The sequence below is a fragment of the Burkholderia sp. 567 genome, from assembly GCF_040545115.1.
Taxonomy (GTDB): Bacteria; Pseudomonadota; Gammaproteobacteria; order Burkholderiales; family Burkholderiaceae; genus Burkholderia; species Burkholderia ambifaria.
The window spans coordinates 349,966-365,186 of the sequence record NZ_JBEPLG010000003.1; the positions used below are offsets into that span (position 1 = coordinate 349,966).

General features: G+C 66.6%; 11 protein-coding genes and 1 pseudogene. 6 read left to right on the plus strand and 6 right to left on the minus strand.

Annotation, left to right across the window (positions count from 1 at the left end):
* Nucleotides 1-196: 196 nt before the first annotated feature.
* From ABIC50_RS12050 to ABIC50_RS12060, 3 genes are all read left to right on the plus strand, one after another.
* Nucleotides 197-943, plus strand: coding sequence for an SDR family oxidoreductase (locus tag ABIC50_RS12050; RefSeq protein ID WP_354164015.1), 747 nt, complete (start codon nt 197-199; stop codon nt 941-943).
* Between the two features lie 102 nt (nt 944-1,045).
* The gene (locus ABIC50_RS12055) at nt 1,046-1,900 is read left to right on the plus strand and encodes a DJ-1/PfpI family protein (protein ID WP_354164017.1); all 855 of its coding nucleotides are present in this window, start codon (nt 1,046-1,048) and stop codon (nt 1,898-1,900) included.
* 121 nt (nt 1,901-2,021) lie between these two features.
* Nucleotides 2,022-2,504: a YybH family protein gene (locus ABIC50_RS12060; RefSeq protein WP_354164019.1), complete on the plus strand. Its 483-nt coding sequence runs from the start codon at nt 2,022-2,024 to the stop codon at nt 2,502-2,504.
* Nucleotides 2,505-2,570: 66 nt separating this feature from the next.
* Here ABIC50_RS12060 and ABIC50_RS12065 read toward each other — a convergent pair whose 3' ends face one another.
* Nucleotides 2,571-3,518 (minus strand): GlxA family transcriptional regulator, encoded by a 948-nt coding sequence (locus tag ABIC50_RS12065; protein ID WP_354164021.1) that lies wholly within the window; start codon nt 3,516-3,518, stop codon nt 2,571-2,573.
* Between the two features lie 59 nt (nt 3,519-3,577).
* The gene (locus ABIC50_RS12070; protein ID WP_354164023.1) at nt 3,578-3,976 is read right to left on the minus strand and encodes a RidA family protein; all 399 of its coding nucleotides are present in this window, start codon (nt 3,974-3,976) and stop codon (nt 3,578-3,580) included.
* Between the two features lie 126 nt (nt 3,977-4,102).
* On the opposite strand from ABIC50_RS12070, the gene ABIC50_RS12075 reads away from it, so the two are divergent.
* Nucleotides 4,103-5,020, plus strand: coding sequence for a LysR family transcriptional regulator (locus tag ABIC50_RS12075; protein WP_354164025.1), 918 nt, complete (start codon nt 4,103-4,105; stop codon nt 5,018-5,020).
* Nucleotides 5,021-5,084: 64 nt separating this feature from the next.
* On the opposite strand, the gene ABIC50_RS12080 is transcribed toward ABIC50_RS12075, so the two are convergent.
* From ABIC50_RS12080 to ABIC50_RS12090, 3 genes and pseudogenes are all read right to left on the minus strand, one after another.
* A complete protein-coding gene (locus tag ABIC50_RS12080) occupies nt 5,085-5,960 on the minus strand; it encodes an HpcH/HpaI aldolase/citrate lyase family protein (protein ID WP_354164026.1) in 876 nt (291 codons plus the stop codon).
* Nucleotides 5,950-6,129, minus strand: a pseudogene (locus ABIC50_RS12085) (electron transfer flavoprotein subunit alpha/FixB family protein); the annotation flags it as partial. The gene ABIC50_RS12080 and the pseudogene ABIC50_RS12085, both read right to left, overlap by 11 nt.
* A gap of 204 nt (nt 6,130-6,333) precedes the next feature.
* Nucleotides 6,334-6,588: a hypothetical protein gene (locus ABIC50_RS12090; protein ID WP_354164028.1), complete on the minus strand. Its 255-nt coding sequence runs from the start codon at nt 6,586-6,588 to the stop codon at nt 6,334-6,336.
* 294 nt (nt 6,589-6,882) lie between these two features.
* On the opposite strand from ABIC50_RS12090, the gene ABIC50_RS12095 reads away from it, so the two are divergent.
* Together ABIC50_RS12095 and ABIC50_RS12100 are read left to right on the plus strand one after the other, a co-directional pair.
* Complete coding sequence (locus ABIC50_RS12095; RefSeq protein ID WP_105832175.1) at nt 6,883-8,190, plus strand: dicarboxylate/amino acid:cation symporter; 1,308 nt, start codon at nt 6,883-6,885, stop codon at nt 8,188-8,190.
* A gap of 13 nt (nt 8,191-8,203) precedes the next feature.
* A complete protein-coding gene (locus ABIC50_RS12100) occupies nt 8,204-9,145 on the plus strand; it encodes an amino acid ABC transporter substrate-binding protein (RefSeq protein WP_354164030.1) in 942 nt (313 codons plus the stop codon).
* A gap of 80 nt (nt 9,146-9,225) precedes the next feature.
* Here ABIC50_RS12100 and uvrA read toward each other — a convergent pair whose 3' ends face one another.
* Complete coding sequence (gene uvrA / locus ABIC50_RS12105; RefSeq protein WP_354164032.1) at nt 9,226-15,129, minus strand: excinuclease ABC subunit UvrA; 5,904 nt, start codon at nt 15,127-15,129, stop codon at nt 9,226-9,228.
* Nucleotides 15,130-15,221: the final 92 nt, after the last annotated feature.

The window sequence follows — 15,221 nt, forward strand, 5'->3', positions numbered from 1 at the left end:
TCACGGCCGCGCGGGGCGACTCGTGCTTCCGGCCGACGTGCGGCTTTGCATGGCGCTTTTTGAGGGTTATACGACCTTTGCGCCATTCGCCTCACATTCCATACTTCACATCGAAAGATCACGCCGGGAAAGGCACGAACGCGATTGCGTTTCGAGCGTTCGCCCGGATCAATCACGACATGGAAAGGAATGGAAGATGAGGCTCAAGAACAAGTCCGCGTTGATCACGGGCGGAACCAGCGGCATCGGTCTTGCGACCGCGAAGCTGTTCATTGCGGAAGGCGCGCGAGTAGCGGTTACCGGCCGCGACGATTCCGTATTCGAGCGCGTGAAGGCCGAGCTTGGCGAGCATGCGCTGGTCCTGAAGGGCGACGTGCGTTCGATCCAGGACATGCGCGCGATTGCAGCCGACGTAAACGCGCAATTCGGCGGGCTGGATGTCGTGTTCGCCAACGCCGGCTGGGCTTTCCCGTCCGCGGTCGACGACATCGACGACAAACTCTATGACGAGATCATGGACGTCAACGTCAAGGGTGTGGTGTTCACGCTTCAAGCGGCGCTTCCGTACTTGCGTGAAGGTTCATCAGTGATCCTCAACACATCATTCGTTGCGCAGACCGGCAAGCACGGCATCTCGTTGACCGCCGCTGCGAAGGCCGCCGTGCGATCGCTCGCCCGCAGCTGGTCCTACGAGTTTCTCGACCGGAAAATCCGCTTCAACGCGATCGCGCCCGGCGTGATGAACACGCCCCTGATCACCAAGTGGGGCATGTCCGACGAATGGGTTCGCGACCGTCGGGCCGAGTTCGCCGCGGCTATTCCACTGGGCCACATGGGCAAGGCCGAGGACATTGCCTACGCGGCGCTCTATCTTGCCAGCGACGAATCCGCCTACGTCGTCGGCACCGAACTGGTCGTCGATGGCGGTGCGTCGCAGCTCTGAGCCTGCGGTTCATGTCCGCCACGCGGTTCGTCGTGGCGTTGATTCAATCCGGCCCAGCCCGGTGGCACGCGCCGAGCGGCCGAAGTGCAAGGAGAACTCATCTTGACCGACAGTAGCGATAACAATGCTTTCGTAAAGCCACTCACCCGAGCAGGTCGCTCGCGCCGCGATGTGCTCAAGCTTGGAAGCGCCGCCACGCTCGGCGCCGTCCTGGGCGGCGGCGCGTTGCTCGCGCATGCCACACCGGTTGGCGCACAGACACGCAGCGAGGGGTTACTTCCCCCGAATGCCCCGCTCAACATTCTGATCGTCAATTACGACGGCGGTACGCTGCTCGACTTCGCCGGCCCCAGCGAGATTTTCCACCGGCTACCCAATACGAACGTTCGCTACGCAAGCCTCGACGGCGGCAACGTAACGCTCGAATTTGGCGTCGTGTATGGCAACACCGAACGACTGGCCGATATCGAGCAGACCGACGTGATCCTCGTCCCCGGCGGGTCCGATCTGACGGCGCCGATGCGACCGGCGTATCAGGCGCAGATCCGGCGTCTGGCGGAGAGCGCCAAGCACGTTACGTCGGTATGCAACGGATCGCTCGTGCTCGCGGCAACCGGCGTGCTCAACGGCAAGCGAAGCGCGTGCCATTGGGCCTTCGTGAACAAGCTGTCCGAATATGGCGCGATTCCCGTTCCCGAGCGCTTCGTCGAAGACGACAACGGCCGGTTCATGAGCGGCGGCGGCGTGACGGCGGGCATCGACTTCGCCCTTCGCGTGGCGGCGAAGCTGCGCGGTCGACAGGCCGCCGAATTCACGCAGCTCGCGATCGAATACGACCCCGCGCCGCCGTTCCACTCCGGTCATCCTCGGGACGCGCGGCCGGAAGTCATCGCGATGGTCGACAAGAAGCTGCCCGGCGCATCGAGGGGGCTCGCACGCATCCCCGGCGTTCGCTGAAACGCTTGTCTGCAACAGGTGCAGCCCGCGGCCGGCCTCGATGAAGGCCGCGGCCACCTGCCCGCTCCACCGGCCCATTTGGCGCCGCCTTTTCAATTCAAGCCCGTTCGGGAATCACACGATGCAACAGATCCGTCTTTGTACCGCTGCTCTTGCAGCCTGCGTCTCCTTTTTCGCATTCACGGCGCCGGCCACAGCCGGTGGCACGCAACGTCCGCCCGAAGCGGCCATCAAGGCCGAAAACGCCCGATGGGCGAATGCTTTTGCGCGCGGAGACTACGAGGCGATAGGCCGCCTCTACACCGACGACGGCACACTCTTGCCGCCCGGTGGCGACAAAGTCACCGGGGGCCGCGCGATCGCCGAGTACTTGACCAAGGGCTATGCCGGAACGAAACCGGGCACCGTATCGTTCAGCCATTACGAGTTCTACGGTGACGACTGGATGGTGACGGAGGTGTCGGATGCGGACGTGCGCGACCACGATGGAAAGCTCAAGATCCGCGGCAAGCAGATCCTCGTGTTTGTGAAGCAGGCCGGCGAGTGGAAGCTGCATCGCGACATGTGGAACGACTACCCTCCGGTCAAAACCGCCGACCATTGAGCGGCCGGCGAAATCGCCCGTTCGACGGGCGTTGACCACGCAGCGCGCCGATCCGCCGTCGGTCGATCAGCGCGCGCCGTTCGATCTGCTCTCGCGTCGAATCGCTTGCGGCGGATGCCCGTGCAGTTTGATGAAGGCCCGTCGCATCCGCTCCGGATCGGTGAACCCGACCGCCAACGCGATCTGTTCGATCGGTTCGCTGCCGCTCTGCAGGCGCAGCCTCGCGGCTTCGACGCGCAAACGCTCGACTGCCTTGGCCGGTGTTTCTCCGGTTTCCCGGCGAAAGGCGCGGCCGAACTGTCGCACACTCAATCTCGCGGCATCGGCAAGCCGTTCGACGGGCAACGCTTCAGCCAGATGCTCCCTGGCAAAATTCAGCGCGATGCGGATGCGATCCGATTCCGGCTCCATCTGCGACATGGCCGAGAATTGTGACTGCCCTCCCGGTCGACGATACGGAACGACCAACAGCCTCGAGACAGCGCGCGCCGTCTCCGCGCTCATGTCTCTTTCAATCATGCCGAGCGCCAGGTCTATGCCGGAAGCGATGCCCGCCGACGTCCACACGTGCCCGTCCACCACGTAGATGCTGTCGCCGTCGACCCGGGTGCGCGGAAAGCGCGCCTGCAATAGCGCGGCGTATCGCCAGTGCGTCGCGGCTCTCAAGCCATCCAGCAAGCCCGTTTCCGCGAGCAGAAATGCGCCCGTACAGACACTCGCGACCCGCGATGCCCTGGCCGCCAATTTTCTGGCGGCGGCGATATTCTCCGATGTCTGCATCGGATCGATATCGCCGCCCACGAACACGACGGTGTCGAACGTGCGCCTTGCGGCGGGCTTCGTGTCGATCGACAGGCCCGTATTGCCGTGCACCGGGCCGCCGGCTTGCGAGATGACATGAAGATCGTACGGCGTATGGCCCGCGGCCGTGGCCACCTGATTGAAGGCCGCCAGTGGCCCGCCAAGATCAAGCGCATCGTAGCCACGGCAAACGAAGAATCCGATTCGATGCATGACGAGCGGTTACCGAAAACGCAGAAGAGGCCAATTTTACAGGGAACCCTCGAATCGCGTCATTCGGCGACCGGAAGCTTCGCCACCACCTTGATCTCGAAGTCGAAGCCGTAAAGCCAGGTCACGCCGACCGCGGTGAGCGCCGGATGCGGCGCGTCGCCCCAGAACTCCGGCACGACCTGCCAGACGCGCTCGAACGTCGATTGCGGATCGACCATGAACACGGTGACGTCGACCACATCGTCGAACGTGCAGCCGGCCGCGTGCAGGATCGCATTCAGGTTTCGAAAAGCGAGCCGCACCTGTTCCTGCAAGTCCGGCTCGGGCGTGCCGTCCTCGCGACTGCCGACCTGACCGGAGACGAACAGCAACCCGCCAGCCCGTACGGCCGGCGAGTATCGGTTGCGCTCGTACAGCGCCCGACGTCCCGGCGCAAACACCACATCGCGGTTACCCACCTTCACCTCCATGGATCACTGGTTTCGATCGGCACACTGTACCGACCGACACCCACGCGATAAACGACCATCCCTGTCCATGACCGTTTGTAAAATGCAAACAATTCAAATGCGAGGCACACACTCATGGATCGCTTCGATGCGATGCGCGCTTTCGTCCGGGTCGTCGAGGCGGGCAGCTTCACGAAGGCCGCCGAGACGCTGCATATGAGCAAGACCACGGTCACGCAGCTGGTCCAGCAGCTCGAGGCGCGCTTGCGGGTCCGGCTGCTGAACCGGACGACGCGCAAGATCAACGTCACGCCGGACGGCATCGCGTACTACGAGCGCGCGACCCGGCTGCTTGCCGACATGGACGACGCCGAAACGAGCCTGTCGAGCGCATCGGCGGTGCCACGAGGCCGGCTGCGCGTGGACGTGCCGAGTCCGTTCGCGCGGCTGATCCTGATCCCCGCGCTGCCGGCCTTCCTCGCCCGCTATCCGGACATTCAGCTCGACATGGGCGTGAGCGACCGCACCGTCGACATCATCGGCGAGAACGTGGATTGCGTCGTGCGCGGCGGCGAGCCGAACGATCAGTCGATGGTCGCCCGGCGCGTGGCGGACCTGTCGCTCGGCATCGTTGCGTCGCCCGGCTATCTCGCGCTCGCAGGCACGCCTTCGCATCCCGCTGAACTCGAAAACTCGCATCACCGGATCGTGGGGTTCTCGTGGGGACGCGCAGGCAAACTCTATCCGCTCGTCATGCATCGCCACGGCGAGACCATCGCGGTGCAAGGCCGTTACGCGCTCGCCGTGGATGACGGCAATGCCTATCTCGCGGCCGGCGTGGCCGGCCTCGGCATCATGTGGCTGCCGCACTATATGGCGAAAGCGCATCTGGAACGCGGCGAACTCGTCACGCTGTTCGACGACTGGCAACTCGATCCGATGCCGCTATACATCGCGTATCCGCCGAACCGCCACGTCAGCGCCAAGCTGCGTGCGTTCATCGACTGGGTCGTCGAGCTGATGAACGCCCCTGCTCCCGTGGAGCCGCAATGAGCACGTTACGTGCGTCATGCGCGACCGCGCCCTTCGTCCGGGTGGCGTCGGCCTCCGCGTCGGATCATGCGCGGGCCGCCCCCTCCGCTGCCGCGCTGGCGGATGACGCCAGCTCGTCGATCCGCATCGCACGCAGCAACACGGGCCGATCGACCATCTTCCCGTCGATCGTCACCACGCCGCCATTCGACTCGCGCATCGCATCGAGCACCTGCCGCGCCCAGCGCACCTCGTCCTCGCTCGGCCGATAGCACTGGTGCACGAATGCGATCTGTTTCGGATGAATGCACAGCTTCGCGCCGAATCCCAGTTGCTTCCCGTTGAGCGCGTCACGCGTGATCCGCTCCCCATCGTGAATGTCCGGCGTCACGCCGTCGACCGGCGACTCGATACCGGCCACCCGCGAGATCAATGTCAGTTGCGACCGAAAGTGATTGAGCGAAACGCCATCGTCCAACATGCCCATGTCCGCGATGAAATCGAGTGTGCCGAACATCAGCCGCTCGACGTACGGCGCTTTCGCGACGTCGAGCGCGTTCCACATGCCGTGCGCGCTTTCGATCAACGGATAGATGGGCACACGCCGGCGCGCAAGCGCGACGGCCGCGCACACATCGTCCGCACGCGCGGCCTTCGGCAGCACGATACCCGCCACGCCCTTCAACGCGCCAAGCGCGGCGTCGGCCTCGAACCACGGCGTGTGACGCGCATTGATCCGCACGAGCACCGGATGCTCGGGCGAAAGCCACTGCGCGATCGCGTCGCGCGCCGCCACCTTCGCGTCCGGTTCGACAGCATCTTCGAGATCGATGACGACCGCGTCGGCGCCGCTTGCGAGCGCCTTGTCGAACCGCTCGGGCTTGTTGCCCGGCACGAACAGGTATGACTGGGCAGGCGCCGAGCGTCCAATGCTCGCGCGCATCGCGGCATTAGGCGGCATCGATCGCCTCCGGCACCCGCTCGAACGGATCGCCGACCAAGCCGTCGTCGGCCACGCTGAAGATCGGTGCTTCGGAATCCTTGTTGATCGCGACGATGACCTTCGAATCCTTCATGCCGGCCAGATGCTGGATCGCATCCGAGATGCCGACCGCGATTTCGTCGGACGGGTTCACCAACATCTTCACGTTCGCGATGTCGACGGCTGTGTTGTCCGACTTCACGCGGACCTTCACGTTGCAATCGGCTACCCGTTTCCTCGCTACTATGATCTTCACGCGCTGCTCCTCCATCGGGTCACTAGCGTCATCCGGTACCGCGAGCCATTACACGCGCAATCTCGGACGGCCACAACTATCGATTCGCTCTGCCGGTCATAGCCCGAACCTATTGCACGGCCGTTTTCCGGCGCCGGATGCGACACGGCCCGGAAGCGCCGGGCCGTTCGCCGCCAGCGTCACTGTAATCGCCTGGAATCGCTGGATATCGTCCAGCGCATGACGCATGAGAACAGAGCGGCGAGATCCGCACCGCACCGCGCCGCCGAGCGGAAACGATTTCAACATCCGGCCCGAATACAGGCTCGACGCGATGCGTTCATGCCCGAGCGCATCGCCGACGATGAACATGCGGGGCTTCACGCGACGCATGCCCGCCTGACCTGCGACTTCATAGGAAGGCTCCGGCAAGCGCCAACGGAGACTGTCGCGCGGTCGAACAGGCGCAGTGCTGCGTCGCACAAATAGAGCCCCGGTTGCGCCGCCGCCGAGCATCGAGGCGCTACCGACGCAATCCCCGCCGGGCAATCCGTCGCGACCCGGCGCTAGCGCAAACCCCGACCCCGGTTGCACTGTTCATCGCCTTTTGTGTCCTGTATTGTCCTTCCATCCCCGGTTGCCGAACCGGTGCATGGGAGGCTCACGATGCAGAAAAAGAATGCTGCAGCCGTCTGGATCCTGGTCGCGATGGTGGCGGGCATCGTGATCGGCTACATGATCTACACGAGCTTTCCCGACAAGAAAGCCACCACCGAAATCGCCGGTTACATCTCGCTCGTGTCCGACGTGTTCCTGCGCCTGATCAAGATGGTGATCGGGCCGCTCGTATTCTCCACACTGGTCGTCGGCATCGCGCACATGGGCGACGCGGCATCGGTCGGGCGCGTGTTCGTGAAGGCGTTCGGCTGGTTCGTCACCGCGTCGCTGATTTCGCTGCTGCTCGGCCTGTTCATGGCGAACCTGCTGCGCCCCGGCGACAACCTCGGCCTGCCGCTGCCGGACATCGGCGCCTCGGCGAACCTCGCGACCTCCAAGTTCACGCTGAAGGATTTCGTCGGCCACATGGTGCCGAAGTCGTTCGCCGAGGCGATGAGCAACAACGAGATCCTGCAGATCGTCGTGTTCTCGATGTTCTTCGGCGTGGCGCTCGCCGCGCTCGGCGAGCGCGGCAAGATCCTCGTCGCCGCGATCGACCAGCTGTCGCACGTGATGCTCAAGATTACCGGCTACGTGATGAAGCTCGCGCCGCTCGCGGTGCTGGCCGCGATGGCCGCGACCGTCGCGGTCAACGGGCTGTCGGTGTTGCTGAAGTTCGCGGTCTTCATGGGCGACTTCTACCTCAGCCTGTTCCTGCTGTGGGCGCTGCTCGTCTGTGCGGGGATGGCGTTCCTCGGGCGACGCGTGTTCAAGCTGCTGGCGCTGATCAAGGAAGCGTTCATGCTGTCGTTCGCGACCGCCAGCTCCGAAGCCGCGTACCCGAAGATCCTCGATGCGCTCGACCGGTTCGGCGTGCGACGCAAGATCTCGAGCTTCGTGATGCCGATGGGCTATTCGTTCAACCTCGACGGCTCAATGATGTACTGCACGTTCGCGTCGCTGTTCATCGCGCAGGCGTACAACGTGCACCTGTCGCTCGGCACGCAGATCACGATGCTGCTGGTGCTGATGCTCACGTCGAAGGGGATGGCCGGCGTGCCGCGCGCATCGCTCGTCGTGATCGCGGCCACGCTGCACCAGTTCGGGCTGCCGGAGGCCGGGCTGCTGCTGATCCTCGGCGTCGACACGTTCCTCGACATGGGCCGCTCGGCCACCAACGCGGTGGGCAACTCGATCGCGAGCGCCGTGGTCGCGAAGTGGGAAGGCCAGCTCATGTCGGAAGCGGAAGCCGAGGCCAACCTGGCGCGCATCGAGGCGGAGCAGGAAGGCACGATCGCGCATCCGGCGGATGTCTGACGGAGGCCCGGCGATGAAGATGCAGCGATTCTGGCGCGCGCTCGCGCTCGCAAGCCTGCTTGCCGCGGGCGCAACCGCGCGCGCGGACGATGCGCCCGCACCGCCGCCGCGCGTCGAGCCGCTCGCGCCCGCCCAACTGACTGGCACGCTCGCGAAGGTGCGCAGCAGCGGCACGATCGCGCTCGGCTATCGCGACGCGTCGATACCGTTCTCGTACCTGAATGCGCGCAACCAGCCGATCGGCTATTCGATCGAGCTCTGCAAGGCGCTCGTGTCGTCGATCGAGGATGCGGTCAACAAGAGCCTGACGATCCGCTGGGTGCCGGTCACGTCCGACAACCGCATCGACGCGGTGGTCAGCGGCAACGTCGATCTGGAGTGCGGCTCGACGACGAGCAACCTGGAGCGCCAGCAGCGTGTGGCGTTCTCGCCGATCATCTTCGTGGCCGGCACGAAGGTGATGGTGAAGCGAGGCTCGCCGATCCGCTCGTTCCGCGATCTCGCGGGCAAGAAGGTCGCGGTGACGGCCGGCACGACCAACGAGAAGGCGCTGCGCGACCTGGACGGGCGGTTCAAGCTCGGGATCCAGTTGCAGGTGGTGCCGGATCATGCGCAGGGCTTCGCGCTCGTCGCGAACGGCCGCGCCGATGCGTTCGCCACGGACGACGTGCTGCTGTACGGCCTGATCGCCGAGAATGCGGGCAAGGGCGGCCAGTACGACGTGGTGGGCGATTACCTGTCATACGACCCGTACGGCATCATGTTCCGCAAGGACGATCCGCAGCTCGCGCAGGTCGTGAAGAGCACGTTCGAGGAGCTGGCCGTCGACGGCGAGATCACGCGTCAGTACAAGCGCTGGTTCCTGCGCCCGCTTCCGTCGGGCGTGAGTCTGAACCTGCCGATGAGCCAGCAACTGCAGACCATCATCGACGCGATCGGCGTCAAGAGTGATTGAGCGCGGCGGCTCGCATGACAAAATGACAACGGCCCCGGTGTCTTTCCAGACACCGGGGCCGCTCACCGCAAACACCGCGTTCAACCGACCCGCGCTTCGTCCTGCCGCTCCGCTTCACCGCCATCCGCTGCCGTTCGCGCCAGCACCGGCTTCAACGCCTGCCCCGTGTGGCTCGCGCTCACCTGCACGAGCCCTTCCGGCGGCGCCGCCGCGACGATCGTGCCGCCGCCCACGCCGCCTTCCGGACCGAGATCGATGATCCAGTCGGCTTCCGCGATCACGTCGAGATCGTGCTCGATCACGACGACGCTATGCCCGCCGTCGACCAGCCGGTGCAGGACGCGGATCAGCTTCGCGACGTCGGCCATGTGCAGGCCGACCGTCGGCTCGTCGAGCACGTACAGCGTGTGCGGCGCCTTCTGGCCGCGTCGCGTGATGTCGTCGCGCACCTTCGTGAGCTCGGTGACGAGCTTGATGCGCTGCGCCTCGCCGCCGGACAAGGTTGGCGACGGCTGGCCGAGCGTCAGGTAGCCAAGGCCGACGTCCTTCATCAGCTGCAGCGGATGCGCGATGTTTGAAATCGGTGCGAAGAACTCCACTGCTTCGTCGATCTCCATCGTCAGCACGTCGCCGATGTTCCGGCCGCGCCACGTAACCGCGAGCGTCTCCGGATTGAAGCGCTGCCCGTGGCACACGTCGCACGGCACCTTCACGTCGGGCAGGAAGCTCATCCCGATCGTGCGCACGCCCTGCCCTTCGCAGGCCGGGCAGCGCCCGTCGCCGGTGTTGAACGAGAAACGCGACGCCGTATAGCCGCGCGCACGCGCTTCCAGCGTATCGGCAAACAGCTTGCGGATCGTGTCCCACACGCCGATATAGGTGGCCGGACACGAGCGCGGCGTCTTGCCGATCGGCGTCTGGTCGACCTCGAGCACGCGGTCGATCCGCTCCCAGCCGCTCAGCGACGCGCAACCCTGCCACGCATGCGTGACGTTCAGCGACGGCCGCGGTGCGCTGCGCGCGAGCACGCTCGAGCGGCGGTTGGCGGCCGGCGCGTCCTGCTGCGCGGCCTTGCGCGCGCGCCGCGTGGCCGGCGACGACAGCACCGAGCGGCCGACCGCGTCGAGCAGGTTCGTCATCAGCACGTCGCGCGCGAGCGTCGACTTGCCCGAGCCGCTCACGCCCGTCACCGCGACGAGCCGCGCGAGCGGAATGCCGACGGTGACGTCGCGCAGGTTGTGCAGCGTCGCGCCGTGCACGGTCAGCCAGGCCTCCGGCACCGCCGGTGCGCCCTTCTTGCCCGCCAGGCTCACCGCGCGACGCGGTTGCAGGGGGTGCGTCATCGGCTGCGCGAGCAGGCGCCCCGTCACCGAATCCGGCTGTGCGGCCAGATCGGCCACCGCGCCCTCGGCGACCAGCGTGCCGCCGCGCTTGCCGGCGCCCGGGCCGACGTCGATGATGTGATCGGCGCGGCGAATCGTGTCCTCGTCATGCTCGACGACGACGAGCGTGTTGCCCTTGTCGCCGAGCTTGCGCAGCGCGTCCAGCAGGATCCGGTTGTCGCGCGGATGCAGGCCGATCGTCGGCTCGTCGAGCACGTAGCACACGCCCTGCAGGTTGCTGCCGAGCTGCGCGGCGAGCCGGATGCGCTGGGCTTCGCCGCCCGACAGGCTCGGCGCCGCGCGATCGAGGCTCAGGTAGCCGAGCCCGACCTCCTCGAGAAACGCGAGGCGGCTGCCGATCTCGCTGACGATGTCGCGCGCGATCTGCGCGTCGCGGCCGGTCAGTTCCAGCGCGTCGATCCAGCGGCGCGTATCGGACACCGTCCACTGCGCGACCTCGACGATCGGATGCGCGTCGAACGTGACCGCGCGCGCGGACGGGTTCAGGCGCGTGCCGCTGCAATCCGGGCACGGCTCGTTGCCGACGCCTTCCGGTTCCTGCTCGTCCGACGGCAGCGTCTGCTCGCGGCCGCGATCGTCCCCGGCGCGCACGGTGTCGTCGTACGCCGCGCGCTGTTCGCGCGTGAGTGTGACGCCCGTGCCGACGCAGGTCGTGCACCACCCATGCTTGCTGTTGTACGAGAACATCCGCGGATCGAGTTCCGGATAGCTGGTGCCGCACACCGGGCACGCGCGCTTGACCGACAGCACCTTGACCTCGCCGACGCGCGCGGTCGAATGATCGTTCTGCATCGCGTGGTGCAGCCCGTCGAGCGGCGCGAGCAGGTGCATCACGCCCTTGCCGAGTTCGAGCGTCTCGTCGAGCACCCGCCGCAATCCGGCTTCGTCGTCCGGCGACACGACGATGTCGGCCACCGGCAGCTCGATCGTGTGCTCGCGGAAGCGGTCGAGCTTCGGCCACGGATCGACCGGCACGAACTCGCCGTCCACGCGCAGATGCGTGCTGCCGCGCGCCTTCGCCCACTTCGCGAGATCGGTATACACGCCCTTGCGGTTGACGACGAGCGGCGCGAGCAGCCCGACGTGCTCGCCGCGATGGTCGCGCAGCAGCTGCGCGGCGATCGACTCGACCGTTTGCGACGTGACCGGCGTGCCGTCGTGGATGCAATGCTGGAGGCCGAGCTTCACATACAGCAGCCGCAGGAAGTGCCAGACTTCGGACGTGGTCGCGACCGTGCTCTTGCGCCCGCCGCGCGACAGGCGCTGCTCGATCGCGACCGTCGGCGGAATGCCGTACACCGCGTCGACTTCCGGCCGCCCCGCCGGCTGCACGATCGAGCGCGCATACGCGTTCAGCGATTCGAGGTAGCGGCGCTGGCCTTCGTGGAACAGGATGTCGAACGCGAGCGTCGACTTGCCGGAACCCGACACGCCGGTGATCACGTTGAACTTGCCGTGCGGGATATCGACGTCGAGCGCCTTCAGGTTGTGCTCGCGCGCATTGACGATCCGCACGACGTCCTCGCCCTCGATCGCGCGCCGCTCGCGTGCGGCGTTCAGCACGGCCTGCAGCGGCACGCCTTCGTCGGCCAGCGCCGTTTCGCCGTCCATCGCGCGGTCGTACTGCAGCAGCGCGACGCCGGTATGCGATTCCGCGCAGGCCTTCACGTCGTCGGGCGTACCCGCGCACAGCACGCGGCCGCCGCCGTCGCCGCCTTCCGGGCCGAGATCGATCAGCCAGTCGGCCGCGCGGATCACGTCGAGATTGTGCTCGATCACGATCAGCGAATGGCCGGCCGCGAGCAGCTTGCCGAACGCCTGCATCAGCTTCGCGATGTCGTCGAAGTGCAGCCCGGTGGTCGGCTCGTCGAACATGAACAGCTTCGCCCGCGCGACGCGCGCCTCCTCGCTGGCGACGCGGCGCCCGCCGGCCGCCGCCGCCGATTCGGCGAGGAAGCCGGCCAGCTTCAGCCGCTGCGCCTCGCCGCCGGACAACGTCGGCACCGGCTGGCCGAGTTTCACGTATTCGAGACCGACGTCGACGATCGGCTGCAGCACGCGCAGCACCTCGGCGTCGGTCGCGAAGAACGCGGTTGCCTCGCTGACGGTCAGGTCGAGCACGTCGGCGATGTTCAGCGCACGGCCGTCGCGCTCGATGCGCACTTCGAGAATCTCGGCGCGGTAGCGGCTGCCGTCACAGTCCGGACAACGCAGGTAGACGTCGCTCAGGAACTGCATCTCGATGTGCTCGAAGCCCGAGCCGCCGCACGTCGGGCAACGGCCGTCGCCCGAGTTGAAGCTGAACGTGCCGGCGCCGTAGCCGCGTTGCAGCGCGAGCGGCGCCTTCGCGAACAGCTTGCGGATCTCGTCGAACGCGCCGACATAGCTGGCCGGGTTCGACCGCGTGGTCTTGCCGATCGGCGACTGATCGACGAACACGACGTCGCCGACCTGGTCGGCGCCCGTCAACTCGCGGAACGCGCCCGGCGACTCGGTCGCCTTGCCGTGGTGGCGCGCCATCGCCGGATAGAGCACGTCCTGCAGCAGCGTCGACTTGCCGGAACCCGATACGCCCGTCACGCACACGAGCCGCTGCAGCGGAATCTCGACCGTCACGTCGCGCAGGTTGTGCTCGGTCGCGCCTGCGAGCACGATGCGCGGCGTGTTCGCGTCCACCGGACGGCGCGCCCAGTTCGACGCGTGCGCGACGTGCTTGCGGCCGCCGAGATACTCTCCCGTCAGCGTGTGCGCGGAACGGATGTCGCCCGGCGTGCCGTCGTAGACGATCGTGCCGCCGCGCTCGCCGGGCCCCGGGCCCATGTCGATCAGCCGGTCGGCAGCGAGCATCACCGACGGATCGTGCTCGACGACGACCAGCGTATTGCCCGCGTCGCGCAGCCGCTGCATCGCCTCGACGATGCGCGTGAGGTCGCGCGGATGCAGGCCGATGCTCGGTTCGTCGAGCACGAACAGCGTTTTCGTGAGCGACGTGCCGAGCGCCGTGGTCAGGTTGATCCGCTGGACCTCGCCGCCGGACAGCGTGCGGCTCTGCCGGTCGAGCGTCAGGTAGCCGAGGCCCACGTCGCACAGGTATTTCAGGCGCGTGCGCACTTCGGCGAGCAGCAGCTTCAGCGCGTCGTCGAGCAGCGCGCTCGGCAGGCTCACGTCGTCGAAGAAGCGGCGGATGCGCTCGATCGGCAGCAGCATCAGGTCGTGCACCGTCAGGCCCGGCAGCGCCTCGAGCTGCGCGCGCGTCCAGTCGACGCCGCGCGGCAGGAACCGATTGGCGGGCGCGAGCACCGCGTCGGCGTTCGCCTTCGAGCCGAGCCGCCATTGCAGCGACTCAGTTTTCAGGCGCGCGCCGCCGCACACGTCGCACGGCGTGTAGCTGCGGTACTTCGACAGCAGCACGCGGATATGCATCTTGTACGCCTTCGACTCGAGATAGCCGAAGAAGCGTTTGACGCCGTACCACTGGCTCTGCCACTTGCCGTTCCAGTCCGGCGAGCCGTCGATCACCCATGCGCGCTGGGCGTCCGTCAGGTCGGACCACGGCGTGTCGCGCGGGATGCCGGCTTTCGCCGCGTAGCGCATCAGGTCGTCCTGGCATTCCTTCCACGCGGGCGTCTGCATCGGCTTGATCGCGCCACCGCGCAGCGTCTTGCGCGCGTCGGGGATCACGAGGCCGAGATCGACGCCGATCACGCGGCCGAAGCCGCGGCAGGTTTCGCATGCGCCGTAGGCCGAGTTGAACGAGAACAGCGCGGCTTGCGGCTCCGCGTAGCGCAGGTCGCTGTCGGGATCGTGCAGCCCGGTGGAGAAACGCCATACCTGCGGCTCGGCGGTTGCGGCAAGCGCGGTGTCGGATTCCGGCGCCAGCACGTAGACGTTCACGCGGCCGCCGCCGCGCTTCAGCGATGCCTCGATTGCCTCGACTACGCGCACCTTGTCGGCCTGCTGCACGCGGAAGCGGTCGGCCACCACGTCGAGCAGCTTGCGCGGGCCAGTGGGCGACGCGACTTCGCGCTGCGCCTGCACGCGCGTGTAGCCGCTCGCGGACAGCCACTGCGCGACTTCGTCCTCGGACGCGCTTTCCGGCAGCTCGACCGGGAACGTGACGACGACGCGCGGATCGTCGGCGCGCGTGCGCTCGACGAGTTCCGCGTAGATCGTCTCGGGCGTGTCATGCCGCACCTGCCGCGCGGTCTGGCGGTCGAACAGCTCGGCCGCGCGCGCGTACAGCAGCTTCAGGTGATCGTTGAGCTCGGTCATCGTGCCGACCGTCGAGCGCGAGCTGCGGACCGGGTTGGTCTGATCGATCGCGATCGCGGGCGGCACGCCATCGACGCGCTCGACCTGCGGGCGGTCCATCCGGTCGAGGAACTGCCGCGCATACGCGCTGAAGGTCTCGACGTAGCGCCGCTGGCCTTCCGCGTACAGCGTGTCGAATACGAGGCTCGACTTGCCGGAGCCCGACGGCCCGGTGACGACCGTCATTTCGCCGGTGCGCAGATCGAGATCGAGGTTCTTGAGATTGTGCTGACGTGCTCCGCGAATGCGGATCAGATTGCTGGATGACAATTTGCCTGCCCGTCTGAATGAGTTAGCCGGAATCATGGTGCCGGAACGCTGCGGCGGATGCCCGCAGACGCGGCGCACGTGCCGCACGGGTC